Origin of the sequence: Streptomyces sp. NPDC044984, from assembly GCF_040646935.1 — a bacterium.
In the GTDB taxonomy this organism is placed as follows: domain Bacteria; phylum Actinomycetota; class Actinomycetes; order Streptomycetales; family Streptomycetaceae; genus Streptomyces.
In genome coordinates this window covers 179434-204042 of the sequence record NZ_JBEZBE010000013.1, presented here as the reverse complement: position 1 = coordinate 204042, position 24609 = coordinate 179434, and the positions used below count along the sequence as shown (strand labels likewise).

26 protein-coding genes are annotated in these 24609 nt (G+C 73.4%); 16 read left to right on the top strand and 10 right to left on the bottom strand.

The features are described 5' to 3' along the window. Together AB0A94_RS16935 and AB0A94_RS16930 are read right to left on the bottom strand one after the other, a co-directional pair. A partial coding sequence (locus AB0A94_RS16935) for a maltotransferase domain-containing protein (RefSeq protein WP_361744972.1) occupies nt 1-573 on the bottom strand: 573 nt, incomplete at its 3' end. Nucleotides 574-647: 74 nt separating this feature from the next. Beyond that, a complete protein-coding gene (locus AB0A94_RS16930) occupies nt 648-950 on the bottom strand; it encodes a DUF5133 domain-containing protein (RefSeq protein ID WP_361744970.1) in 303 nt (100 codons plus the stop codon). Nucleotides 951-1302: 352 nt separating this feature from the next. Here AB0A94_RS16930 and AB0A94_RS16925 point away from each other — a divergent pair, with 352 nt between their 5' ends. Together AB0A94_RS16925 and glgX are read left to right on the top strand one after the other, a co-directional pair. Beyond that, nucleotides 1303-1815, top strand: coding sequence for a pep a2 (locus tag AB0A94_RS16925; RefSeq protein WP_361744968.1), 513 nt, complete (start codon nt 1303-1305; stop codon nt 1813-1815). Beyond that, entirely contained in the window at nt 1812-3956 is a 2145-nt protein-coding gene (gene glgX, locus AB0A94_RS16920; RefSeq protein ID WP_361744966.1) for a glycogen debranching protein GlgX, read from the top strand. The genes AB0A94_RS16925 and glgX overlap by 4 nt, the downstream gene beginning before the upstream one ends. A 21-nt stretch (nt 3957-3977) precedes the next feature. Here the strand turns inward: glgX and AB0A94_RS16915 are convergent, their stop codons facing one another. Further along, nucleotides 3978-4781 (bottom strand): VOC family protein, encoded by an 804-nt coding sequence (locus AB0A94_RS16915; RefSeq protein ID WP_361744964.1) that lies wholly within the window; start codon nt 4779-4781, stop codon nt 3978-3980. A 249-nt stretch (nt 4782-5030) separates the two neighbouring features. Here AB0A94_RS16915 and AB0A94_RS16910 point away from each other — a divergent pair, with 249 nt between their 5' ends. Beyond that, the gene (locus AB0A94_RS16910; RefSeq protein ID WP_361744962.1) at nt 5031-5351 is read left to right on the top strand and encodes an ANTAR domain-containing protein; all 321 of its coding nucleotides are present in this window, start codon (nt 5031-5033) and stop codon (nt 5349-5351) included. Nucleotides 5352-5375: 24 nt separating this feature from the next. Here AB0A94_RS16910 and AB0A94_RS16905 read toward each other — a convergent pair whose 3' ends face one another. Next, the gene (locus tag AB0A94_RS16905; protein ID WP_361744960.1) at nt 5376-6167 is read right to left on the bottom strand and encodes an RNA polymerase sigma factor SigF; all 792 of its coding nucleotides are present in this window, start codon (nt 6165-6167) and stop codon (nt 5376-5378) included. 499 nt (nt 6168-6666) lie between these two features. Here AB0A94_RS16905 and AB0A94_RS16900 point away from each other — a divergent pair, with 499 nt between their 5' ends. Next, complete coding sequence (locus tag AB0A94_RS16900; RefSeq protein ID WP_217132744.1) at nt 6667-7188, top strand: hypothetical protein; 522 nt, start codon at nt 6667-6669, stop codon at nt 7186-7188. 8 nt (nt 7189-7196) lie between these two features. Here the strand turns inward: AB0A94_RS16900 and hemC are convergent, their stop codons facing one another. Both hemC and AB0A94_RS16890 read right to left on the bottom strand, forming a co-directional pair. Continuing rightward, on the bottom strand, nt 7197-8132 hold the full coding sequence (gene hemC / locus AB0A94_RS16895; protein WP_361744959.1) for a hydroxymethylbilane synthase: 936 nt from the start codon (nt 8130-8132) through the stop codon (nt 7197-7199). 79 nt (nt 8133-8211) lie between these two features. Continuing rightward, the gene (locus tag AB0A94_RS16890) at nt 8212-8988 is read right to left on the bottom strand and encodes an NPP1 family protein (RefSeq protein WP_361744957.1); all 777 of its coding nucleotides are present in this window, start codon (nt 8986-8988) and stop codon (nt 8212-8214) included. Between the two features lie 296 nt (nt 8989-9284). On the opposite strand from AB0A94_RS16890, the gene AB0A94_RS16885 reads away from it, so the two are divergent. Beyond that, nucleotides 9285-9779 (top strand): MarR family transcriptional regulator, encoded by a 495-nt coding sequence (locus AB0A94_RS16885; protein ID WP_361744955.1) that lies wholly within the window; start codon nt 9285-9287, stop codon nt 9777-9779. A 51-nt stretch (nt 9780-9830) separates the two neighbouring features. On the opposite strand, the gene AB0A94_RS16880 is transcribed toward AB0A94_RS16885, so the two are convergent. Next, nucleotides 9831-10970 (bottom strand): MFS transporter, encoded by a 1140-nt coding sequence (locus tag AB0A94_RS16880; RefSeq protein ID WP_361744992.1) that lies wholly within the window; start codon nt 10968-10970, stop codon nt 9831-9833. 102 nt (nt 10971-11072) lie between these two features. Between AB0A94_RS16880 and AB0A94_RS16875 the strand changes: the two genes are divergently transcribed. The 4 genes from AB0A94_RS16875 to AB0A94_RS16860 all read left to right on the top strand — a co-directional run bounded on the left by AB0A94_RS16875 (nt 11073) and on the right by AB0A94_RS16860 (nt 15129). Then, nucleotides 11073-11819, top strand: a complete 747-nt coding sequence (locus AB0A94_RS16875; protein ID WP_361744953.1) for a helix-turn-helix transcriptional regulator — start codon at nt 11073-11075, stop codon at nt 11817-11819. Nucleotides 11820-11895: 76 nt separating this feature from the next. Then, the gene (locus tag AB0A94_RS16870; protein ID WP_361744951.1) at nt 11896-12276 is read left to right on the top strand and encodes a DoxX family protein; all 381 of its coding nucleotides are present in this window, start codon (nt 11896-11898) and stop codon (nt 12274-12276) included. Next, on the top strand, nt 12273-12740 hold the full coding sequence (locus AB0A94_RS16865; RefSeq protein ID WP_361744949.1) for a peroxiredoxin: 468 nt from the start codon (nt 12273-12275) through the stop codon (nt 12738-12740). The genes AB0A94_RS16870 and AB0A94_RS16865 overlap by 4 nt, the downstream gene beginning before the upstream one ends. Nucleotides 12741-12798: 58 nt before the next feature. After that, nucleotides 12799-15129, top strand: a complete 2331-nt coding sequence (locus tag AB0A94_RS16860; RefSeq protein WP_361744947.1) for a SpoIIE family protein phosphatase — start codon at nt 12799-12801, stop codon at nt 15127-15129. Nucleotides 15130-15171: 42 nt separating this feature from the next. Here the strand turns inward: AB0A94_RS16860 and AB0A94_RS16855 are convergent, their stop codons facing one another. Then, nucleotides 15172-16002, bottom strand: coding sequence for an aldo/keto reductase (locus AB0A94_RS16855; protein WP_361744945.1), 831 nt, complete (start codon nt 16000-16002; stop codon nt 15172-15174). Nucleotides 16003-16115: 113 nt separating this feature from the next. On the opposite strand from AB0A94_RS16855, the gene AB0A94_RS16850 reads away from it, so the two are divergent. Further along, nucleotides 16116-17081 carry a TauD/TfdA family dioxygenase gene (locus tag AB0A94_RS16850; protein ID WP_361744943.1) on the top strand — a complete coding sequence of 322 codons (966 nt, stop codon included), beginning with the start codon at nt 16116-16118 and terminating at the stop codon, nt 17079-17081. A gap of 82 nt (nt 17082-17163) precedes the next feature. On the opposite strand, the gene AB0A94_RS16845 is transcribed toward AB0A94_RS16850, so the two are convergent. Then, nucleotides 17164-17784, bottom strand: coding sequence for an L-threonylcarbamoyladenylate synthase (locus AB0A94_RS16845; protein WP_217132725.1), 621 nt, complete (start codon nt 17782-17784; stop codon nt 17164-17166). A gap of 144 nt (nt 17785-17928) precedes the next feature. On the opposite strand from AB0A94_RS16845, the gene AB0A94_RS16840 reads away from it, so the two are divergent. From AB0A94_RS16840 to AB0A94_RS16830, 3 genes are all read left to right on the top strand, one after another. Continuing rightward, nucleotides 17929-19419, top strand: a complete 1491-nt coding sequence (locus AB0A94_RS16840; RefSeq protein WP_361744990.1) for a helix-turn-helix domain-containing protein — start codon at nt 17929-17931, stop codon at nt 19417-19419. 271 nt (nt 19420-19690) lie between these two features. Next, complete coding sequence (locus AB0A94_RS16835; RefSeq protein ID WP_030869562.1) at nt 19691-19927, top strand: hypothetical protein; 237 nt, start codon at nt 19691-19693, stop codon at nt 19925-19927. A 193-nt stretch (nt 19928-20120) separates the two neighbouring features. Continuing rightward, a complete protein-coding gene (locus tag AB0A94_RS16830; protein ID WP_361744941.1) occupies nt 20121-21779 on the top strand; it encodes a catalase in 1659 nt (552 codons plus the stop codon). On the opposite strand, the gene AB0A94_RS16825 is transcribed toward AB0A94_RS16830, so the two are convergent. After that, nucleotides 21776-22663: a fructosamine kinase family protein gene (locus AB0A94_RS16825; RefSeq protein ID WP_361744939.1), complete on the bottom strand. Its 888-nt coding sequence runs from the start codon at nt 22661-22663 to the stop codon at nt 21776-21778. The genes AB0A94_RS16830 and AB0A94_RS16825 overlap by 4 nt on opposite strands. 155 nt (nt 22664-22818) lie before the next feature. Here AB0A94_RS16825 and AB0A94_RS16820 point away from each other — a divergent pair, with 155 nt between their 5' ends. From AB0A94_RS16820 to AB0A94_RS16810, 3 genes are all read left to right on the top strand, one after another. Beyond that, nucleotides 22819-23142, top strand: a complete 324-nt coding sequence (locus AB0A94_RS16820) for a hypothetical protein (protein WP_361744937.1) — start codon at nt 22819-22821, stop codon at nt 23140-23142. A 72-nt stretch (nt 23143-23214) separates the two neighbouring features. Further along, on the top strand, nt 23215-23766 hold the full coding sequence (locus AB0A94_RS16815; RefSeq protein ID WP_361744935.1) for a DoxX family protein: 552 nt from the start codon (nt 23215-23217) through the stop codon (nt 23764-23766). 72 nt (nt 23767-23838) lie between these two features. Continuing rightward, entirely contained in the window at nt 23839-24402 is a 564-nt protein-coding gene (locus AB0A94_RS16810; protein WP_361744933.1) for a hemerythrin domain-containing protein, read from the top strand. Nucleotides 24403-24609: the final 207 nt, after the last annotated feature.

Genomic DNA, 24609 nt, shown 5'->3' with positions numbered 1-24609 from the left:
CAGCGGCAGCGGGTCGCTGCTGGTGACCAGCTCCCGCAGCGGGTGCCGGGCCAGCACCGCGTCCACCTCCGGCGTCAACGCCGCCGCCAGCCGGGTGGCACAGGGCAGGGAGTCGTCCCGCAGGGTTTCGGCGGCGGCGAGAACCACGGCCTGTCCGTCCTCCCGCGGGATCCCGGCGGCCGCGCGCTCGTGGAGATCGGCGCCCTCCTCCAGGACCAGGCCGGTGTCGATGCCCGCCGGAACCTTGACGCCGGCGGTCCTGCGCCAGGTGGCCACGGGATCGCCCCAGGCCTCGACGCGGTAGGTCCACCGGCCCGGGCCGTCCGCGACGACCTCCGCGCCCCACCTGTCCGTGCCGGGCGCGAGCTCCCGCATCGGCGTGAACGGCCCCCGGCGTCCCTCCGGGTCCGTCAGCACCACATCGGCGGCGACCGCGTCGTGCCCCTCCCGGAAGAGTGTGGCCGTGACCTCGAACGTCTCGCCCACGACGGCCTTGGCCGGCCGCCTGCCGCAGTCGACGGACGGCCGGACGTCCCGTACCGGGATGCGGCCGATGGTCCGGGTCGTCTTCATGGGGTCTGTGCACCTCCGCCGTGCTCGACGCCCGGGCGGACGCCCGGGCGTGGGACCAGACAGCGGCGGGAAGGTCATTGCCTTCCCGCCGTGGAGCGCCGCTCGACGGTCGGCGGACCCCGTCGGACCGCGGCCGCCGCACGGGGCGTTTCGTTCTGTTCCTGCAGATAGGTGACGACGGTGGTGCGCAGATACCGCTCGGCGGCGTCCGCCGCCTCCCGGGCGCAGCGCTTGCCCATCAGCACGCAGAGGGTGTAACCGGCGTCCTCGAAGGTGGCTCGTACCGTGCGATCGGCCGGGGCCGCCAGCATCACGCGTTCCCAGGCCCGGTACCGGCGCAGCTGCCGGGCGACTTCGGCTTTGGCGGGTAGCAGCATGGCGCCGTGCACCTTTCCGGGGCTCGATTCGAGGCGCGTTGTCCCGGCGGTCGGGGCGGCGGCCGTGCGCGCAGGTGCACGGACCCGTAACGGCGATCGAGGTCTTCACACATGGTGCACGGGTGATGACGCAACGTCTTGTTGGCTTTTCAATCACCCGGGTGGTGCGTCGCGGCCCCCTCCCGCCCGAATGCCGCCCCCGTGTCACAGCCGTGCGCTCGTGTTGCACGAACGGACCAACCCCCCCACCCTGAAGGTGACTCAGAAGCGATACCCGCTCACGTTCCGTGTCCGGGGGCTCGCCCCGCGGGGGCGAGGAGGGACGAGAGCTTCGCGTGAGGAGCCAACGACCATGAAGACCGCAGTGCCCTGCTACTACCACCTCGACGTGGAAGTCAGCCCCGAGAGGGTGGGACAGGTCAGCCGCATACTGGCCGCTCACCTCCGGTTCTGGGACCTGGAGAACCTGATGGAGCCCGTCTGCGGCGGCGCCGAGATGCTGCTGCGGGCCATCGACGAGCACGCCACCGACAAGAACACGTCGATCGAGATGTGGTGGAACGGCCAGCACCTCATCACGGCCATCGGGGACAACGACCGCGCCCTGCGTCCCGACCAGGAGCTGCGCGGCTGCCTCGAGCACATCGCGGCGAGCAGCGACGGCTGGGGCTGCTGCGCCACCGAGAACGGCAGCAAGGTCATCTGGTTCTCGCAGCGCGCCCGCGCCGGCGAACGCGTCCCCCTCGTGCCGACCGCGCCCGACCCGCGCGAGAGTGAGGGCCTGGACCTGCCCCGCGAGGTGAGCGTCGCCACGCTCACCGGCCGGGTGCGAACGCCGGGCGGCCTCCTGGAGGAGGTCCGGTGACCCGGCGACAGAACCGGAAAGGGGCGCCCGCCTGGAGCGGGCGCCCCTACCCGCTGGGTGCGTCCTACGACGGCGAGGGCACCAACTTCGCGCTCTTCAGCGAGGTTGCCGAACGCGTCGACCTGGTCCTGGTCGACGACGAAGGACGGCACACCACCACCCGGCTCACCGAGGTCGACGGCTTCGTCTGGCACGGCTACCTCCCCGGTGTCGGCCCCGGACAGCGCTACGGCTACCGGGTGCACGGACCCTGGGCCCCGGCGGCCGGCGACCGCTGCAACCCGGCGAAGCTCCTCCTCGACCCCTACGCCACCGCGGTGGACGGACAGATCGACGACCACCCCTCGCTCTACGAGCGCAGCCCGCACGGCCCCGACCCCGCCGACAGCGCCGGACACACCGTGCTCGGCGTGGTGACCGACCCGGCCTTCGACTGGGGCGACGACACCCGGCCCGGCCGCCCCTACTCCGACACCGTGATCTACGAGGCCCACGTCAAGGGCCTCACCCGCACCCACCCCGACGTCCCCGCCGAGCTCCGGGGCACCTACGCCGGACTGGCGCACCCCGCGGTGGTCGGGCACCTCACCTCGCTGGGCGTCACCGCCGTGGAGCTGATGCCGGTCCACCAGTTCGTCCAGGACGGCGTGCTGCAGGGCCGCGGCCTGGCCAACTACTGGGGCTACAACACCATCGGCTTCTTCGCCCCGCACAACGCCTACGCCGCCCGCGGCACCCGCGGGCAACAGGTCACCGAGTTCAAGGAGATGGTGAAGACCCTGCACGCGGCCGGACTCGAGGTGATCCTCGACGTCGTCTACAACCACACCGCCGAGGGCAACGAGAAGGGCCCCACCCTCTCCTTCCGGGGCATCGACAACTCCTCGTACTACCGCCTGGTGGACGGCGACTGGGCGCACTACTACGACACCACCGGCACCGGCAACAGCCTGCTGATGCGCCACCCCCACGTCCTCCAGCTGATCATGGACTCGCTCAGGTACTGGGTCACCGAGATGCACGTCGACGGCTTCCGCTTCGACCTCGCGGCCACCCTCGCCCGGCAGTTCCACGAGGTCGACCGGCTGTCGGCGTTCTTCGACCTCATCCAGCAGGACCCCGTGGTCAGCCGCGTCAAGCTGATCGCCGAACCCTGGGACGTGGGCGAGGGCGGCTACCAGGTGGGCAACTTCCCCCCGCTGTGGTCGGAGTGGAACGGCCTGTACCGGGACGCCGTACGGGACTTCTGGCGCGGGGAGGAACACACCCTCGGCGAGTTCGCCTCCCGGCTGACCGGCTCCTCCGACCTGTATGCGCACCACCGGCGCCGCCCCCGCGCCAGCGTCAACTTCGTCACCGCGCACGACGGCTTCACCCTGCGCGACCTCGTCTCGTACAACGACAAGCACAACGAGGCCAACGGCGAGGGCAACCGGGACGGCGAGAGCGCCAACCGGTCCTGGAACTGCGGTGCCGAGGGCGCCACCCGCGACCCGGCCGTGCTCGAACTCCGCGCCCGCCAGCAGCGCAACTTCCTCGCCACCCTGCTGCTGTCCCAGGGCATCCCGATGCTCTCCCACGGTGACGAACTCGGCCGCACCCAGCGCGGCAACAACAACGCCTACTGCCAGGACAACGAGATCAGCTGGGTCGACTGGCGGCTCACCGGCGAACAGCGCGACCTGCTGGACTTCACCCGGAGACTGATCTCGCTGCGCCTCGCCCACCCCGTGCTGCGCCGCCGCCGCTTCTTCCGGGGCGAGACCGTGCGCCACGCCGACCAGCCGCTGCCCGACCTGGTGTGGCTGCTGCCCGACGCGCGGGAGATGACCGACGACGACTGGCGGCGCTCCGACGCCCACTCGGTCGGCGCGTTCCTCAACGGCGACGCCATCGCCGAACCCGGCCCGCGCGGCCGGCGCCTGGTCGACGACTCCTTCCTGCTGCTGCTCAACAGTCACTGGGAGCCCGTCCGCTTCCGGCTGCCGGACGCCTCCTACGGTGAACGCTGGACGGCCCTGATCGACACCGTCGACCCGGAGGGCGTCCCCGACGAGGCGGAGCACAAGGCGGGCACCACCCTCACCGTGGGCCCCCGGGGCCTGGTCCTGCTGTCCCGTCCGTCCCGCACGGCACGCTGACCGGCGGCGCCGCACCCGGTGTCAGCGCTCGCGGCGTGACGTCACCGTGAACTGGGCGCCCGCGTTGTCGCGGAGCACGGCCTCGTCGGCGCCCAGGGACAGCACACTGCCGCCGTGCCGCTCGGCCGCGCGGGCGCAGGCGGCCACGTCCTGCACCGCGAAGTGCACCTGCCAGTGCGGCCGGACCGCCGGATCGGGAGCCGACTCCGCCGCCCCCGACTCGATCCGCGCCACCACGTCCCCGCCGCTGCGCAGCACCACTTCCTCGCCCTCGTACTCCACCTCGACACAGCCCGGCTTGTCGGACGCCCAGTCGAAGACCCCGCCGTAGAAGATCGCGGCGTCGAAGGCGTCACGGGTGTGCAGCCGGACGAACGCGAGCTGGGCGCGGCGCCAGGTGGGCCAGTCGCTGAACAGCTCGCCCTCCCAGACCCCGAACGTCGCCCCGTCCCGGTCGGCCAGCAGTGCCGCGCGCCCGGGCGGCAGGGAGATCGGGCCGACCGCCGCGGTGCCGCCGCGCTCCTGCACCCGCGCCGCCGCCTCGTCGGCGCTGCGCACCGCGAAGTACGGCGTCCACGCCACCGCCATCTGCCACATGCCGGCGACCCCGGCGATGCCGGCCACCGGCCGGCCCTCGGACAGGGCGATGCGGAACCGGTCGCCGAGGCGCACCGGACGCCACTCCCAGCCCAGCACCGCCCCGTAGAACTCCTCGGTCGCCTTCATGTCGTGGCTGGTCAGGCTCACCCAGCAGGGCGCCCCGAATACGGAGTGCGTCGAGAAGACGTCCGTCGCGCCGGCGGGGGAGGGCATGTCGTGGTTCATGGCAGTCGCGTCCTGATCTCGTCGGCCTGGCAGCCACCCGGAGGGCACCAGTGTCCGCCGGGTACCCCCCGGGGCGCCTGCCGAGTACCCCGGCGGCGGCACCGAAACGGAAGGCCCCGCCGCCCCGGGCCACCCCGGTGGCGCAGGACGGCCCCAATGGCGACGATGGATGGATCGGACACTGGGTGAAGGCACTCAAGCACTATGCGAAGGCACCACGAGAGCGGCACACCGGACCCGGAGGTGACCATGCCCACGGACGGGGGCGCGGACCGCATCCTCCAGCTGGAGGAAGAGGTACAGCAGCTGAAGGACGCGGTCGTCTCGCACGCGGTGGTGGACCAGGCGATCGGCATGGTCGTCGCGCTCGGGCGGGTCTCGCCCGACCAGGGCTGGACCGTGCTGAAGGAGGTCTCCCAGCGCACGAACATCAAGCTGCGCAACGTGGCCGACCTGATCCTCGTCTGGGGGCGCACCGGGCTCCTGCCGACGGAGGTGCGGACGGTGCTGGAGGAGGTCCTGGACCGGCTCGGCCCCACCCAGATCCCGGGCGCGCCGCCGGAGGACTGACGCGCCCCGCGGAGCCCGCCCGGCTCAGCCGGTCTCGGTGAGCAGTTCCTCGCGCAGCTGGGTGAAACAGCTGTTGAGCAGCCGGGAGACGTGCATCTGCGAGATGCCGAGCTGTTCGGCGATGCCGCTCTGCGTCATTCCCCGGAAGAACCGCAGGTAGAGGATGATCCGCTCGCGCTCCGGCAGGGCCTCCAGACAGGGGCGTACCGCCACCCGGTCGACGACGGTGTCGTAGGCCGGGTCGGGGCCGCCGATCGCGTCGCCCAGGGCGTAACCGTCGGTGCCCGGCATCTCGGCCTCCAGCGACAGGGCGGAGAAGCACTCCAGGGCCTCCATCCCGGTGCGCACCTCGCTCTCGGTCAGCCGGGTGTGCGCGGCGATCTCGGCGACCGTGGGAGAGCGGCCCGGAGTGGTCTGCGCCAGCTCCTTCGCCGCGTGCCGCACACGGTTGCGCAGGTCCTGGACCCGGCGCGGCACGTGCAGCGTCCACATGTGGTCGCGGAAGTGGCGCTTGATCTCGCCGGTGACGGTCGGCACGGCGTACGCCTCGAAGGCGTTGCCGCGCGCCGGGTCGTAGTGGTCCACTGCCTTGACCAGACCGAGGGCCGCCACCTGGTACAGATCCTCCAGGGCCTCACCGCGGCCCCGGAAACGGACGGCGATGCGCTCGGCCATGGGTAGCCAGGCCGTGACCAGTGCGTCGCGCAGCATCCTGCGCTCGGGCCCTTCGGGCAGCCGGGCCAGGCGCGCGAAGTCCCCCGCCGTGTCGGGGGCGTCGTCGTGGGAGTGCTGCTTCCTGGGACTGACGGTACGCATCACGCGCACCTCCCTGAGCGGGGTGCCGGATGGACAGAACCCGTGGGAAGCGGCGGCTCGGACCACGACAGGCCCGCGGCCGGCGAAGCGGTTCCCACGGACGTGCCTCCTGTCCGAAGCACTGAGGATCCCCTTCCCCGTGGTCCGTCATTCCAAAACTCTTCCCGGAATTCCGCGGGGGAAATTACCGGAGGGCGCACGGTGGGAAATCGAATGAATTCATGGCGTGAAATTCCCCGCGGCGGAGCGGGTGGCTCCGGGGCGGCCCCTCCCCGCCGTCGCGGACCGCCCGGACGGCGCGCCGGTGATCACGGCGCCGGACGTGATGTGCGGCACGCCCTCGCCGGCGGCCGGCCGGCCGGCCGGGGGGATTCCTCCAGCGCAGCGCTTGATCACCGATCAGACCGGGCGAACCGCCTGACCACAGCGCATTCCGCTCATTTGACAGTGCGCCGAGGCCGCAGATAGGAAGCATCGGACAGAAGTCGAGAGGTGCACTGTGTACGAGCCGAACGTGGTCGGGGACTGGCAGGAGTACGACGAGCATGCCGGTCTGCGCGTCCGCGTCCACCGTCTGGAATCCGGCGAACCGCCGAAGGGACGGGACGACGCCGCCGAGGGGCTGACGTATTTCAGTGTCCGTGTGACCGTCGAGAATCGCGGCGACCGGCCTTTCTGCATTCACGTCGAGGACGGCCAGATCGACGTACGGACCGGCCCCGACGGTGAGAGCGCGTTCATCGACTGGCGCAACTCGCAGTTCATCGAGGGCTTCGACGTCTACCCGCTGCGCCGCGCCACCGCCGTCCTCTACGCCGCCGGTCCCGAGGCGGCCCTGAGCCAGGTCGACGTCCAGGTCCAGCTGCGCGTCGACGAGGAGTGGGCCGGGCGCCGGCTGTGGGCGGGCGGCATCGGCGTGCACGAGGGCTCCGCGGGGGCGCCCGCGGGCGCGTGCCGGGACAGCCTCGCCCAGCAGGTGAGCGTCTTCCTGCAGGAACAGGCGGAGGAAGGCACCGCCTGACCGCCGCGTCAGTGCGGGATGCCGTCGATGATCTCGCGGGCGCCCTGCCGCAGCAGCGCCACGGCGACCGAGGTGCCGAGCGTGGCCGGGTCGAGCCGCCCCGCCCACTCGTGCGCGTTCAGCCGGGTCTTGCCGTCCGGGGTGAAGACGCACGCCCGCAGGGACAGTTCGCCGCCGCGGTCCACCCGTGCGTAGCCGGCGATCGGGCTGTTGCAGTGCCCCTGCAACACGTGCAGGAACATGCGCTCGGCGGCGGCCTCGCGATGGGTGTCCGGGTGGCCGAGGGCGCCGACCGCCTCGATCAGGCCGGTGTCGCCCTCACGGCACTGCAGCGCGAGGATGCCCGCGCCGATGGGCGGCATCATGGCCTCGGGGGAGAGCACCTCGCTGATCACGTCGGTGCGGCCGATCCGTTCCAGGCCGGAGACCGCCAGCAGCAGGGCGTCCGCCTCCCCGGCCGCGAGCTTCTCCAGCCGCCGGTTGGCGTTGCCGCGCAGCGGTACGCACGTCAGGTGCGGGTGGGTGGCGGCCAGTTGGGCGACCCGGCGCACCGAGGAGGTGCCGATCCGGGTGCCGGGCGCGAGCTCGTCCAGGGTGAGGCCGTCCGGGTGCACGAGGGCGTCGCGGATGTCGTCCCGCTCCAGGAACGCGGCGAACACCGTGCCCGCCGGGAGCGGCCGGTCGGCGGGCACGTCCTTGACGCAGTGCACGGCGACGTCCGCCTCGCCGGCGAGCAGCGCGGCGTCCACCTCCTTGGTGAACGCGCCCTTGCCCTCCACCTTCGACAGATCGCCGAGCCACTTGTCCCCGGTCGTCTTCACCGGTACGACCTCGGTGCGCACACCGGGACGGGCGGCGGCCAGCTCGGCCCGGACGCGCTCCACCTGGGCGAGCGCCATGGGCGAGTCGCGGGAGACGATGCGGATCAGTTCGGGAGTGGACATGCCGTCACGATAGACCGTCGAAGGGCCCGCCCGGGCCGGGACGTCGAACGGCGCCCCGGCGTCAACGAGCCGTGTGCGCTCAGGCGTTCGGGTCGAACGGGATGCCGGAGGGCTTGGCCGCCGCGAGGTGGGAGGCGAAGCTGCCGTCCTTCAGCCCGAAGTGGGCGCTGCCGAAGTCGTACGAGCTGAGCTTGTCACGCAGTCCCGCCGGGTAGCCGTTCCAGCCGACCAGCGCCGGGTACTGCCAGCTGCCCTTGTGGTTCTCCGGCGGCTCGTCGCCCGAGCCGGCGAGGCGGAAGCAGTGGGTGCCGATGCCGTCCTTGTGGTACACGATCTTCGGATGCGTGCCGTCGAAGCGGACCGCCGACCGCGCGTGGACCGTGAACGAACCGTGGTTGGACGTCGAGACGTACTGGACGGTGTCGTTCTGCACCCACACCACGACGTGCTCCCAGTCGTGTCGGTGGCCCCCGAGGCTGGTGCCCGGCAGGGCCTGGTCCTTCTCGAAGTACAGGCCGTAGACGACGGCGCACCAGCCGTTGTTGCACTTGGAGCGGGAGTAGCCGTTGGTGTTGTCCAGGTCCGAGGCGTCACGGCAGTTGCCGTTGAGGGCGCCGGTCGGGTTGAGGCCGGTGTTGACGGAGCCGTCCGGGCCGATCGCCGCCGTCGGGTAGCAGCCGTCGGTGTCGTAGTCGTAGGCGGGCTGGTACGTCCGCTCCAGGGCGTCCGCGTCGGCCGGCAGGGCGGGCGGGGGTGCGGCGAAGGCGGTGGCGGGGAAGGCGATGACGAGCGCGGCCGCGCCGGCCAGGCCGGTCAGCCATCTCCTGCGGTGCGTTCGGGACGTGCTCGACGGCACTGCGTCCTCCTCATGGTCCGGGCGCAGCCAACGGCTGTGGGGGAATGGGGAGTTCAGCATTCCGGCTGGACGTATACATGCCAAGAGGGTGCGGGCGTACCGCTGGTGAAGCGCGGCCCAACATTCGCCGCGCCGGGTTCCGGATCGGGCCGGGTCGCCCGGAATGCCGGCCGCCGTCCCCTCGGGCGTGAGGCGCGGTCCCGGGTGCGGCCGGAACGGTTGCCGCGGTGCCGCCCCGGCGGTCGGGGGTGTGGGCGATTGATTGAGTTACGCAATGAGATGGTAAAGTGCGGTGCATGTCCACACCCGACGTCCCCGCCCCCGAGGAAGTGGCCGAGATCGAGCGCGCGCTCCACCGCCTCACCTATCTGAGCACGCGCGCACGTCAGCACGAGCGGCTGATGGCCCTGGCGGGTGTGCCGCTGGACCGGGCCGCCGTCGCGCTGCTGCGGCAGATGGCGGACACCGAGCCGATGCGGCCGGGGGAGCTGGCCGCCCGGCTGGGAGTGGAGGCCTCGCACGTCACGCGCACGGTGCAGCAGCTGCAGAAGACCGGCCATGTCACCCGCGTCCCGGACCCCGACGACCGCCGCGCCCAGCGCATCGAACTCACCGAGGCCGGCCGGGAGGCCATCGCCCGGATCCGGGAGGCGGGGGTCCGGGGCATGCAGGTGGCCCTGGCCGACTGGTCGCCCGAGGACCTGCGACAGCTCGCCGCCCTCTTCCACCGCATGGTCGACGACTTCCTCGCCCACGCCGCCGAGGAGCCGGAACCCGCCCGCGGTACCTGACGGCAGGCGGCCGAGGCGTTCCGGGCCCTCGGGGCCGGTTTCGTCCGGCGCTCATCGTGCGTCCGGCTCGCGCGTCCTCGGCGGGGCCGGGGCGGGCTCACGCAGTCCCCACAGCAGCAGACGGCCCAGCAGGGGCAGGGCGATCAGGGGGAGCAGGGCCGTGCGGAGGGAGGTCGTGTCGGCCAAGGCGCCGAGGACGGGTGCCGACAGGCCGCCGACACTCACCGCCAGACCCAGGGTGACCCCGCTCGCCGTGCCGATCCGCCGGGGAAGGTAGTCCTGGCCGAGGGTGAGGTGCAGGGAGAAGGGCACGTACAGGCCCGCCGACGCCAGCGCCACGCACCCGTACACCGCGGGCCCCGGCACCAGCGCCACTCCGGCGACCGCGAGCACGGTCAGCGCGTACGAACGGCGCACCACCGTCAGCCTGCCGTACCGCTCGGCGAGCCGGCCCCCGGCCACCGTGCCCGCCGCCCCGCCGGCGTAGAGCACGCACAGCGCGGCCGTGCCGGCCACCTCGCCGCCCCCGGTGCGCTCACGGACGTACAGCGAGACGAACGCGCTCAGCCCGACGAAGACGACCGACCGGCAGGCCACGGCGCCGGACAGGCGCAGGAAGGACGGCCAGTCGTCCCGCCCGGCCGGGACCGGGGCGCCCGCGCCGCCCGCGCCGGGCCCCGCCGACCGTACGACCGCCGCGCACAGCGCCGCGCCCACCAGGGCCGGGACCACCAGCAGGGGGGAGGCGCGCAGCCCGCCCGTCGCGGCCACGGCGGCGACCAGCAGCGGCGCCAGGGCGAAACCCACGTTGCCGCCCAGGGAGAAGCGGCCCATCGCCGTATGGCTGCCGGCGGCCGCCGCGCGCGCCGCACGCGCGGCCTCCGGGTGGTAGGCGGCGACACCCGCTCCCGACACGGCGACCACCGCCAGCGTCAGCGCGTAGGAACCGGTGACCCCGCTGAGGGCGACACCGGTCCCGGCGGCCAGCGCGCTCACCGGCAGCAGCCACGGCATCGCCCACCGGTCGGTGAGCGCCCCGAACAGCGGCTGCACCAGCGACGACAGCAAGGAGGCGGCCAGTACGACCCCCGAGGCGGCGGCGTACGAATAGGCGCGCTCGGCGACGAAGTACGGCACCAGGGCGGCCACGGCCCCCTGGTACACGTCCACGCAGGCGTGCGCGACGGACATCAGCGCGATGGGGCGACGGCGGCCCACGGAGAGGAGATCTGCGGTCACCCCGCGATCCTCCGCGGGCGTCCGCCCGTCCCGCTTCCGTTAATCTGCCGACTTGTGTCGCACATCCGCCACGATCCGACCGCACCCACCCGCGCCCGGCACCTGTCCGCGGGGGAGCGGATCGACGCCCACCGGCACGACGACCACCAGATCGTCTACGCGGGCTCCGGCGTCGTCGAGGTGACCACCGACGCCGGCACCTGGTTCGCGCCCGGCACCCGCGCCATCTGGGTGCCCGCCGGGACCGTGCACGCCCACCGGGCGCACGGCAGGCTGGAGCTGTACCTGGTCGGGCTGCCCGCCGACGACAACCCGCCGGCCCTGGACTCCCCGGCCGTGCTCGCCGTCGGCCCGCTGCTGCGCGAGCTGATCCTCGCGTACACCCGCGACCCCGCCGACGACAGCCCCGAACGCGGTCGCCTGCTCACCGTGCTGCGGGACCAGCTGCGCGTCTCGCCCCAGCAGCCCCTGAAGCTGCCCACGCCCGCCGACCCGCGGCTGGCCGCGGTGTGCGCGCTCGTCCACGCCGACCCGGCCGACAGGCGCACCCTGGCCGACCTCGGTGCGGCGGCCGGCGTCGGCGAACGCACCCTCAGCAGGCTCTTCCGCCACGAGTTCGGCATGACGTTCCCGCAGTGGCGCACCCAGTCGCGGCTCTACCACGCCCTGCGGATGCTGGCCGACGGAGTGCCGGTGACGACCGTCGCGCACCGCTGCGGCTGGGCCTCCGCCAGCGCGTTCATCGACGTCTTCCGCCGCTCCCTGGGCCACCCGCCGGGCGTGTACCGACGTCGATCCTGACCGGCCCGGACCCCGGCCGCCCCACCGCTGCTTACTGTCGGGTAATATCGCGCGGCAGGTCATCGGAGGAGGAACCGTGTCCCGGTCCGAACGCTCGCCCCTGCTGCTCGCCGGCCTGCTGGCCGCCGCGGGCACCGCCCACTTCGCCGCCCCCCGGTGGTTCGACCACACCGTGCCGTGCTCCCTGCCCGGCTCGCCCCGGACCTGGACCTGTGCCAGCGGTGCCGTCGAACTCGCGCTGGCCGCCGGGCTGGCGCTGCCCCGCACCCGCAGGGCCGCCGCACTGGCCGCGGCGGCTTTCTTCGTCGGCGTGTTCCCCGCCAACGTGAAGATGGCCGTCGACTGGCGGCACCGCCCCGCCCCGCAGAAGGCCGCGGCCCTCGGCCGGCTGCCCCTGCAGGTGCCGCTGGTGCTGTGGGCGCGCGGCGTCGCCAAGGGCGCGGAGGGCCGGTCGTGAGCGGGCGGGTGGAGAAGGGCGACACGGCTCCGGACTTCGCGCTCCCGGACGAGACCGGCACCGTCCGCCGGCTCTCGGAGCTGCTCGCCGAGGGGCCGGTGGTGCTGTTCTTCTACCCGGCCGCGCTGAGCCCCGGCTGCACCGCGCAGGCCTGCCGCTTCCGCGACCTCGCCGCCGAGTTCGCCGCGGTGGGCGCGCGGCCGGTGGGCGTCAGCTCGGACGCCGTCGAGCGGCAGGCGGAGTTCACCGGACGGCACTCCCTCGGCATGCCCCTGCTGTCCGACGCCGACGGCACGGTCCGTGAGCGGTTCGGCGTGAAGCGGGGGATCGCCCTGGCGCCGACGAAACGGGCCACCTTCGTCATCGGCCGGGACCGCACCGTCCTGGAGGTCGTGCGCAGCGAACTGCGGATGAACACCCACGCGGACCGGGCGCTCGCCGCGCTCCGCGATCGCACCCCCTAGCCCGCCGGGGCACCGGGCCGCGGTTGAGAGCGGATGGCGATGGGCCGATGCTGGACCAATGGAAGATGCCTCCGCCGCGGTGGTCGTCGATGCCCGCGGCACCGTGACGGGGTGGAGCGAGGGCGCCCGGAGGCTGACCGGGTTCCCCACCGACGAGGCCGTGGGCCGCGGCGTGCGGGAACTGCTCGCCGGGGACGCGCCGCCCGGCACCCCGCCCGTGCCCTCCGGAACCGTTGCGGTGCGGCACCGCGACGGCCGTCTCGTACCGCTCCGGCTGACGGTCTGCCCCGTCTCCGGCGCGGGGGAGGCACCGAGCGGGTACGTGATCACCGCAGAGCCGGCCGAGTCCGCCGGACCGGCCGAGAGGTCGCTGGCGGGTCGGGCATTCCAGCAGGCGTCCCTGGCGGTGTCCGTCCTCGACGCCGAGCAGCGCTTCGTACGGCTCAACGACGCCGCCTGCGAGGTACTGGGCGGGCCCGAGGAGAGCCTGCTCGGACGGACCTACCTCGACACCGTGGGGCGGAGCGAACAAGCCCGCGGCGTCGACCGGCAGCTGCGCCGGGTCGCCGAGACCGGCGAGCCCCTGCACCACGAGAGCTTCGGCCGGGCGCCCTCCAGCTCCCGGGGCCATGCCTGGAACATCGAGATGTGGCCGGTGCGCGACCTCACCGGCGAGGTGGTCGGCACCGCGATGGCGGGCCTGGACAGCACCGAGCAGTACTACGCCCGACACCGGCTGGCGCTGCTGAACGAGGCCGCCACCGCCATCGGCACCACCCTGGACGTCGTACGCACCGCCGAGGAGCTCGTGGAACTCCTCGTGCCGACGCTCGCCGACTACGCCGCCGTCGACCTCTTCGACTGGGTCCTCCACGCCGACGAACCCCCGGTCCGGCCGGACACCGGGGTCGTACTGCGCCGGGTGGCGCACGGCTCCGCCGCCGAGGGCGCCCCCGAGGCGGCCGTGCGCCTCGACCAGACGGACGTCTACCCGCCCTCCTCCCCGCCCGCGCGGGCGCTGCGCGAGTGCAGGGCGGTGCTCGCCCGCGCCGGCGAGCCGGACTTCGACCGGTGGATGGCCGAGCGCGGCGCCCCCGAGTGCGTCGCCGGCGTCCACTCGCTGCTGGCCGTGCCGCTGCGCGCCCGCGGCACTACCCTCGGCGTCGCGGTCGCCCTCCGCAACGTCCACCCCGAGGGGTACGCCGACGACGACGCCGCGCTCGCCGAGGAACTCGCCAGCCGCGCCGCCGTCTGTGTCGACAACGCCCGCCGCTTCGCCCGCGAACGCACCACCGCGCTGACGCTCCAGCGCAGCCTGCTGCCCAGGGAGCTGCCCGGCCAGGCCGCCGTCGAGGTCGCCCACCGCTATCTGCCCTCCGGGTCGGCGGCCGGCATCGGCGGCGACTGGTTCGACGTGATCCCGCTGGCCGGCAGCCGGGTCGCCCTGGTCGTGGGCGACGTCGTCGGCCACGGCATCCCCTCCACGGCCACCATGGGCCGGCTGTGCACGGCCGTACGCACCCTCGCCGACGTGGACCTCCCGCCCGACGAGCTCCTCACCCACCTCGACGACCTGGTCACCCATCTCGCCTCCGACGACCGCGACGACGTCGGCGAACTCGGCGCCACCTGCCTGTACGCGGTCTACGACCCGGTCTCGCGCTTCCTCAGCGTGGCCGCCGCCGGGCATCCCCCGCCCGCCCTCGTCCTGCCCGACGGCACCTGCCGGCTCATCTCCGTGAACGCGGGCCCGCCGCTGGGTGTGGGAGGGCTGCCGTTCGAGGCGACGGAGCTCCGGCTGCCCGAGGGCTCCGTCGTCGCCCTCTACACCGACGGCCTGATCGAGGACCGCGACCGCGACATCGACCGCGCCACCGACGAGCTGCGCCGCGCCCTGGCGGTGCCCGCCGACTCGCTGGAGTCCCTGTGCGACGGCGTGCTGAAGGACGTACTGCCGCAGGAGCCCGGCGACGACGTGGCGCTGCTCCTGGCCCGCACCCGGGCCCTGGGCGCCGACCAGGTCGCCACGAGGGAGGTGCCGCCGGACCCCGAGGAGGTGGCCGCCGCCCGGCAGTGGGCCGGCGAACGGCTGGCCGCGTGGGGGCTGGACGAGATCGCCTTCCTCACCGAACTCGTCGTCAGCGAACTGGTCACCAACGCCATCCGGTACGGCGCGCCGCCCGTCCAGCTGCGGCTGATCCGCGACCGCACCCTCATCTGCGAGGTCTCCGACGCCAGCGCCACCTCACCGCATCTGCGCCGCGCCCACGTCTACGACGAGGGCGGCCGCGGACTGCTGCTGGTGGCCCAGCTCACCCAGCGCTGGGGCAGCCGCCAGACGGACGGCGGCAAGACGATCTGGGCGGAACAGCCGCTGCCGCAGCCCTGATCCGCCGTCCGGTCCCCGTCGGCCCCCGGCCCCGGCACCGGGTCAGAACTCCTCGTGCACCTCCGGGTCCCCGCCAATCCGCCGGTGGGCGCGGTCGGCGATCGTCCGCATCTGGGCGGCGTCCAGTTCGAAGCCGAAGACGTCGAGGTTAGCGCGCTGCCGCTCCGGATCGGACGACTTGGGGACGGGGAGCGCGCCCAGCTGGACGTGCCAGCGCAGCACCGCCTGGGCCGGGGTGACCCCGTGCGCCTCGGCGACGGCGGCCACGGCCAGGTCGTCCAGGAGCGTCGAGCCGCGGCCGAGCGGGCTCCAGCTCTCGACCAGCACGCCCTTGCCGGCGTGGTACGCGCGCAGTTCCTCCTGCGGGAAGAAGGGATGCAGCTCGATCTGGTTGACCGAGGGCAGCACCCCGGTCTCCTTCTCCAGCCGCTCGATGTGGGCGGGCGTGAAGTTGGAGACGCCGATCGACCGGACCAGGCCGTCCTCCCGCAGCCTGATCATGGCCTTCCAGGAGTCGACGTACCGGTCGACGCGGGGGAGCGGCCAGTGGATCAGGTAGAGGTCGACGTACTCCAGGCCGAGCCGGGCGCGGGACTCCTCGAAGGAGGCGAGGGTCTCCTCGTAGCCGTGGTGCCGGCCCGGGAGCTTCGTCGTCACGACGACCTCTTCGCGCGGGACGCCGGCCCGGGCCACGGCACGGCCGACACCGGTCTCGTTGCGGTAGTTGGCCGCCGTGTCGACGAGGCGGTAACCCGCCCGGAGGGCCTCGGCCACCGCCCGCTCCGCCTCGGCGTCGTCCATCGGCCAGGTGCCCAGGCCCAGGGCGGGGATCGTGGTGCCGTCGTTGAGGGTGTGGCTCGGGATGCTGCTCACCAGGGTGCCTTCCCGTTGACAGTGTCGTCCTCCCAGCGTCGGGGACGAGGGGGTCGATGATCAACCGGACGGGTAGGGAGACCGGTGGTGACGACCGACGGAGTGGGGAACGTATGACGACGCGCAGGGACGGCACGGGGGAGGGCACGGCGGTGGAGGTGCGTCCGGTCGCCGGGCACATCGGGGCCGAGATCACCGGTGTCGACCTCGCCGGTGACCTCGACGACACCGTGACCGCCGCCATCAGGGCGGCGGTGCTCCGCTGGAAGGTGGTGTTCTTCCGCGGCCAGCGCCTCGACCACGCCGGGCACGTGGCGCTGGCCCGCCGGTTCGGCGAACCGGTCGTGCTGCCCCGGCGCGGAAAGGCCTCGCCGGCGGACTTCCCCGAGATCGAGACCACCGCCGACCGGCTGGAGCTCGGCGGACGCTTCGGCATGGAGCACGACGAGTGGCTGCGGCGCCGCCGCCACACCCTGCTGCGCGGCTGGCACTGCGACCACGGCGCCCGCGTCGACCCGCCGGCCGCGACGATCCTGCGCGCCGAGACCGTCCCGCCCTACGGCGGCGACACCACCTGGTCGAACCTGGCCGCGGCGTACGCCGGACTCTCCGCCCCGGTGCGGGAGTTCGCCGACCGGCTGCGCGCCGAGCACCGGCTGGGGGTCGGCTACCAGCCCCGCCCCGGCGACGACGCCTACCTGCGCCACCTGCTGGACCGTCAGACCGCCTCGGAGCACCCCCTGGTGCGCGTCCACCCGGAGACCGGGGAGCGGTTGCTGTTCGTCAACGGCTACTACGTCGAGCAGATCACCGGTCTGTCCCGCCCCGAGAGCGCGGCCGTCCTGGAGATGCTGCTGGAGCAGGCGACCCGGCCCGAGTACACCGTGCGGTTCCGCTGGGAGCCGGGCAGCGTGGCGTTCTGGGACAACCGGGCCACCATCCACCTGGCCCCGGGCGACACGGCCCACCTCGACCATCCGCGGATCATGCACCGGGTGATGCTCGCCGGTGACGTCCCGGTCGGCGTGGACGGCCGGCCCTCGCGGCCGGTCACCGGCACCGCGCCGGGCCGCTGGTAGCGGGCCCGCACCGGTGTGGGGACTCCGGCACCAGGACCGGGTGGCCGGCCGGCCCGCCACCCTCACCCGAACTCGCTGGAACTCACTCGAACCGCGAGACGTCGCCCGCGCCCCGGCGTACGATCTCCGCCTCGCCGCCCGAGAAGTCGATCACCGTGGTCGGCTCGGTGCCGCAGTCGCCGGAGTCGAGCACCGCGTCCACCTGGTGGTCGAGCAGGTCCTTGATCTCCCAGCCCTGGGTCATCGGCTCGTCCTCGCCGGGCAGCAGCAGGGTGCTGGACAGCAGGGGCTCACCGAGTTCGGCCAGCAGGGCCTGGGTGACGACGTGGTCCGGGATGCGCACGCCGACCGTCTTCTTCTTGGGGTGCAGCAGCATCCGCGGCACCTCCTTCGTCGCGGGCAGGATGAACGTGTAGCTGCCCGGGGTCGACGCCTTCACCGCGCGGAACACGTCGTTGTCGATCCGTACGAACTGGCCGAGCTGCGCGAAGTCCCGGCACATCAGGGTGAAGTGGTGCCGGTCGTCCAGCTTGCGGATCGTGCGGATCCGGTCGATGCCGGCCCGGCTGCCCAGACGGCAGCCGAGTGCGTAACAGGAGTCCGTGGGGTACGCGACCAGGGCGTCGGAGCGGATGCTCTCGGCGACCTGTGCGATGGTGCGCGGCTGGGGGTTGTCGGGGTGCACGTCGAAGTACTTCGCCATTCACCGAGCTTATGCGCCCGCCCGCGAGGACCGCGCACGCCGTCCCGGAGGTACGGTGCGCCGAAGCGCCGGGATGAGCCGCGCGCACGGGTGAGGTAGCGTCCCTGACCTGGGCGGGGACGCGTGAACGAGGGGAAGGCCGAGGTGGCAGGCCGTAGGGACGGAATCCGGCGGACGCCGGCGGCGGCCGGGGAGCATCCGGTGTGGGCGCGGGAACTGCTCGAGCATCTGCGTCCGGCCGGGCGCGACGTCGGCCGGGTCGTCGACTGGCTGGCCGCCACCGCGCACGCCGAGGTGTCCCTCCAGGACGCCGCCGGCACACTGCTCGCCGGGGCCCGGCTGCCGCTGGACGACGCCCTCGTCGCCGGCCTCGGCTCCGGCCGGATCGCCTCCGCCGCCTGGGAGGGGGAGGGGCGCCACATGCGCCTGGTGAAGATCGGACACCCCTCGGGCACCTGCGTGCTGGCCGTCTCCCGCAAGACCCCCTTCGACCGGCACGCCTCGGACGTCGTCACGCACACCGCCCAGGTGATCGAACTCCTGCTGGCCGCCCACGAGACCACCGCCGCCGGACACCGGCTGCGGCGGGCCACCGCCGATCTGCGCCTCGCGATCCTGCAGCTGCTGATGGTCGAGGACACCGTCGCCGCCCGCCGGGTCGCCGCCGGACTCTGGCCCGGCCTGCTCGACGCCGACACGGCCTGCGTCTACGTCGTCGAGTCCGCGCCCGCCCTGCGCGACCGGCTCGCCGCGGAGTGCCTGGACACCACGCGGGAGGAGGCGCTGGTCGTGCGCTGCCCGGCGATGGACGGGCACGTGATCGTCGTCAGCCCCCGCGAGGCCACCGCCGCCGAGCTGCGGTCGCTGGTCGAACGGCACCCGGGCACCTTCCTCGGCGGCAGCGTGTGGCAGAGCCTCGCCCGTACCGCCACCGCGTACGGGCAGGCCGTCAGCGCCCTGGCGGTGGCGCGCTTCCGCGCCGACAAGACGGCCGTGTACGCCGAACGCACCCACCCGGAGCGGCTGATGGACCCCGCCGCGCTGCGTGGCTGGGCGGCCCGGGTGCTGCGCCCGCTCGACGCGCTGCCGCACCACACCCGGGCCGAACTCCTCGCCACCACCCGCCTCGGCCTGGAGTTCACCGCCGTCAGCGCGGCCAAGGTCCTCGGCGTCAGCCGCAACACCGTGCGGGCCCGCATGGAGCGCGTCGAGGCCATGCTCGGCGTGGACTTCGACGACGTCACCGTCCGTGCCGTGGTGCACCTGGCGCTGCACACCCAGATCAACCTCCTGGACGGGCAGGCGGGCGGCGACGGCGCGGCCCCCTCCCCGGGCCTCGCCGGCCTGCTGGCCGGCCCCGCCCTCGGCGGCTGGGCGCGGGAGCTGCTGGGGAGGCTGGAGGGGGACACCCGGAACGTGCGCCGCACCCTGTGCGCCTGGATCGCCGCCGGGGGCAACGCCGAGCGGGCCGCGCAGAGCCTGGGCATGCACGCCCAGACCGTGCGCGAGCACGTGCGCAGCGCCGAACCGGTCCTGGAACGCCAGCTGCTGGCCGCCGGGACCGACCTGTACGAGGTCGTGCTGGCCCATCTGGCGGTGGGTGACCTGGAACAGCCGGTGCTCACGGACGGGTGAACCGGGCCTTTCGGACTCAGTTGTGCACGGATGAGTCCTCCGGCGGCCGCAGCGGGCATCGGTGCGCTACACAGCACCGCCCCGCAGCGCATAGTTTCGGCACACGGCGGGGGCACGACCGGAACGGGGGACCGGTCGCGCCCCGGCCTTTTTTGTCGCCGTGTGCCTTCGGCGGGGACGGGTACCCGACCGCCGCTGTGGAGGCCCGCGCCCCGGCACCACGCGCCGGAGCGGGCGGGCCCGTAACGAGCACCGCGACGAGGAGGCCCGGATGACCAGCGAGACGGAGACCGGCGGCGTCACCGGCACGCAGGACAAGGACTACAACCTGATCTGGTACGTCGAGGCGTGCCTGAGCAACGCACTGCGCCTGGAGAGTTACATCCAGGACGCCGAGCGGGCCAAGGACACCGAGGTCGCCGATCTGTTCCGCAAGGCCCAGGCGGACAGCCGCAAGGGCGCGGAACTCGGCAAGGGGCTGCTGCGCGCACGCCTGAACGGCGGCTGAGCACGCCGCTTCGCGAGGGCCCGGCCGCCGCGCACGACCGCGGCGGCCGGACCCGTGCCGTGCGCGGGCCGCCTCCCGCGCACGGCACGACGCAACCGGCGGCTCCCCGAGTCGCCGACCGCGGTGATGCGCGGCAACATGACCCTCGTACGCGCCACCGCGGGGGGTCGAGCAGCTCAAGGAGCCCACGATCATGACGGACGTTTCGAGCCGGGGCCCCGCTCCGGGCGACGACCGCAAGGTACTCACCAACCGGCAGGGCCACCCGGTCTACGACAACCAGAACCAGCGCACCGTCGGCTCCCGCGGCCCGGCGACGCTGGAGAACTACCAGTTCCTGGAGAAGATCAGCCACTTCGACCGGGAACGCATCCCCGAACGCGTGGTGCACGCCCGCGGCGTCACCGCGTACGGCTACTTCGAGGCGTACGGGAAGTGGGGCGACGAGCCGGTCTCCCGCTACACCCGCGCCAAGCTCTTCCAGGAGCAGGGCAAGCGCACCGACCTGGCCGTCCGCTTCTCCACCGTCATCGGCGGACGCGACTCCTCCGAGGCCGCCCGCGACCCCCGCGGCTTCGCGGTGAAGTTCTACACCGAGGACGGCAACTGGGACCTCGTCGGCAACAACCTGGGCGTCTTCTTCATCCGGGACGCGATCAAGTTCCCGGACGTCATCCACGCCCTCAAGCCCGACCCGGTCACCTTCGAGCAGCAGCCGCGCCGCATCTTCGACTTCATGTCGCAGACGCCGGAGTCGATGCACATGCTGGTCAACCTGTTCAGCCCGCGCGGCATCCCGGCGGACTACCGCCACATGCAGGGCTTCGGCGTGAACACCTACAAATGGGTCAACACCGAGGGCGACACGAAGCTGGTCAAGTACCACTGGATGCCCAAGCAGGGCGTGCGCAGCATGACCGCCGAGGACGCGGCGAACGTCCAGGCGGACGGGCTCGGCCACGCCACCAAGGACCTGTACGAGGCGGTGGGGCGCGGCGAGTACCCCGAGTGGGAACTGCTCGTCCAGATGATGGACGACCACGACCACCCCGAGCTGGACTTCGACCCGCTGGACGACACCAAGACCTGGCCCGAGCAGGACTTCCCGCCCAAGCCGGTGGGCCGCATGGTGCTGAACCGGATGCCGGAGAACTTCTTCGCCGAGAACGAGCAGATCTCCTTCGGCACCGGCGTCCTCGTCGACGGCCTGGACTTCTCCGACGACAAGATGCTCGTCGGCCGGACCTTCTCCTACAGCGACACCCAGCGCCACCGGGTCGGCCCGAACTACCTCCAGCTGCCGGTCAACCAGGCCAAGCACGCGGACGTGCGCACCAACCAGCGCGACGGGCAGATGACGTACCGGCAGGACAACGCGGGCGAGAACCCGAGCGTGAACTACGAGCCGTCGATCACCGGCGGTCTGCGCGAGGGCCAGTACCCGACGCACGACGAGCAGGGCCCGGAGATCCGCGGCCGGCTCACCCGCGCGCGCATCGAGCGCACCAACGACTACCTGCAGGCGGGCCAGCGCTACCTGCTGATGGAGGACTGGGAGCGCGACGACCTGGTGAAGAACTTCGTCGACCTGATCTCCCAGTGCGACCGGCCGGTCCAGGAGCGCATGGTGTGGCACTTCCTGCTGGTCGAGAACGACCTCGGCCGCAGGGTCGGCGAGGGCCTCGGGATCATGCCGGAGGACGTCGCCCACCTGGAGCCCCTGGCGAGCCAGGACCTCACCGACGAGGACCGCAAGCGGCTGGCCAGCCTCGGCGACAACCCGCCCCGCGACGTGCAGGGACTCACCATGACCCACTGCGTCCCCGACGAACGGCACGTGGTGACCCGCTAGAGGCGGTCCGCCGACCGCGCCACCGCGAGCGCCTGCTCGGCGTAACCGCGTCCGAACAGCACGGCGTGCACCAGCAGCGGGAACAGCTGGTGCACGCCGACGCGCGTCCGCCACCCGCCGGCGAGCGGCGCCACCTCCCGGTAGCCGTCCAGCACCGCGTCCAGATGGGGGCAGCCGAAGAGGGCGAGCATCGCCAGGTCGGTCTCCCGGTGCCCGCCGTGGGCGGCCGGGTCGATCAGCCGGACGTGTCCGTCGGCGCCCCAGAGCACATTGCCGTTCCACAGGTCGCCGTGCAGCCGCGCGGGCGGCTCGGCGGGCCCGGCGAGCTCCGGCAGCCGCTCGCAGACCCGCTCGACGACGCCCGCCTCACCGGCGGTGACGGTGCCGTCGTCGACCGCCCGGCGCAGATACGGCAGCACCCGGTGCCCGGCGTACCAGCCGGGCCAGTCGTCCCCGGCGACGTTGCGCATCGGGGCGAGCCCGATGAACGCCTCCACCGGGCCGCCGGGCGGCGGCGCCCCGAAGGTCGGCGCGCCGGCGGCGTGCAGCGCGGCCAGCTCCCGGCCGAACCGCAGCGCCGCCTCCCGGCCGGGCGGCCCCTGCGCCACCCGGTCGACGACCAGCCGGTGCGCGTCGTGACCGTGCACCGCCGGTACCCGCACCGTCCCGGTCCCGGCCAGCCAGCGCAGCCCCGCCGCCTCGGCGCGCGCGGCCCCCGCCCCGCCGACGCTCTTGACGACCACCACCCGGCCGTCGTCGAGGACGGCCTCGGCGAGTGAGCCGGACAGCGTACGCACACCGGTCACCGCCCGCCCGGTGAACCGGGCCGCCACGGCCCCGGGCCCGTCACCGTCCGGGGCGGCCGGACCGGGAGGGAAGCTCATGGGCGGACTCCTCACGTACGGGTGCGCGGGGGAGCGGTCGTGCCCAGGGTACGAGCTCCCCGCACGCCCGCGTTCGCCGCCGGCCGGTCACGCGGGACGGTGAAATCCCGGCCCCCGCCGATCGAAGGAAACCGCGCCGGGGGAGCACTCGGAGCATGACGAGTTCATCGTTCCAGCGCACCCTCACCCTGCCCGCCGCGCTGTGCGAGCAGGCCGCACAGCATCTGGAGCAGGCCGCCCGGCGGACCGTCGACGGTGCCGGAATCCCGCTGAAGGCGTTCCGCGCGGCCGCCGACAGCGACTACACCCTCCCGGTGTCCGTGGTGGAGCAGGCGGCGGGCTGCCTGCTGGTCCTGGCCACGGAGACCGCCCAGACCGTACGGCCCTCGGCCCTGCGCACCACCATCGGCGTCGCCCTGTGCCTGCGCGACGCCGTCCAGGCCGTCCACCGGCCCGCGCTCACCACCCGCTTCTGGTGAGGGCGCGCCGAATGGTCCCCGCCCGGCGGGGAACCCGGCGCACCTCCACCATCCACACCTCCAGGAGAAGGCATGAGTCTGTTGCGCGTCCTCGGCCGGCCGATGCTGGCGTCGATGTTCGTCGCGGGCGGACTGGATTCCGTCCGCAACCCCCAGAACGTCGCCCCGATCGCCGAGTCCGTCGTGAAGCCCCTCACCGACCGCGTCGCGGTGCTGCCGGACCGCACCGAGGACGCCGTGCGCCTCAGCGGCGCCGTCCAGGTCGTGGGCGGGCTGCTGCTGGCCACCGGACGCCTGTCCCGCCCGGCCGCGCTCGCGGTCGCCGCCACGCTCGTGCCCACGACGCTGGCCGCCCACCGCTTCTGGGAGGAGGAGGACCCCGGTCAGCGCATGCAGCAGCGCATCCACTTCCTGAAGAACCTGTCCATGCTCGGCGGCCTGCTGATCGCCGCCGACGACACCGGCGCGGCCCCCTCGCTGCTCTGGCGGAGCCGGCACGCCGCCCATGATCTGCGCCGCGACGCCCGCCTCGTACGCCGCTCCGTCCGGGCCGGGGCCGGACCCGCCGCGGCGGTCGGCCGGGCCCGGGCCAAGCTGTCCTGCCGACCCGCCGGACCGCGTTAGCTCCCCGGGAGCGGGGGGACTCGTGGGCGGGTGGCTCCGGCCGGGTGCCACCACGAACCGGAGGTGAAGGACATGGGACACGGAGGCAACGTCATCGACGAACTGGTGACCGATCACCGGGAGGTCGAGGAACTCTTCGGCAAGATCGAGGAACTGCCGCCGGGCCACAAGGACCGCAAGACGTACGCCGACCAGGTCACCATCGAGCTGGTCCGGCACTCGGTGGCCGAGGAGGCGTACCTCTACCCGGCCGTGCGGGAGCACGTGGAGAACGGGGACGCGCTGGCCGACCGTGAGCTCGAGGACCACGCCACGGCCGAGCGGACGATGAAGGACCTGGAGGGCTGCGACGCGGGCGACCCCGAGTTCGACCGGCTCATCGGCATGCTGATGAGCGAGATCCGGGAGCACGTCGCCGACGAGGAGCAGAACCTGTTCCCGATGCTGCGCGCCGCCTGCTCCCCGGAGCAGCTCGACCGGCTCGGTGACAAGGTCCGGCAGGCGAAGAAGACGGCCCCGACCCGGCCGCACCCGGCCGCCCCGGACAAGCCCCCGGCGAACAAGCTGCTGGCACCGGGCGCCGGGATGGTGGACCGGGTCCGGGACGCGCTGAGCGGACGCGGGAAGCTCGGCTGACGCGGGGGCGCGGAAGGGCGTGGGGAGGGGCCCGTCACCACGGTGACGGGCCCCTCCCCACGCCCGTCCCCGGCCGCTGTGAGCAACCGCACTCACGCCCCAAGTCCCCGGCGGCACCGCCCTCTTGACGCCCGCACCCCCATGATCCCCGGCCACTCGGAACCGACTCGGCGGTCCCTTCTGCCACGATGGGCCGCGCCCTGTCCG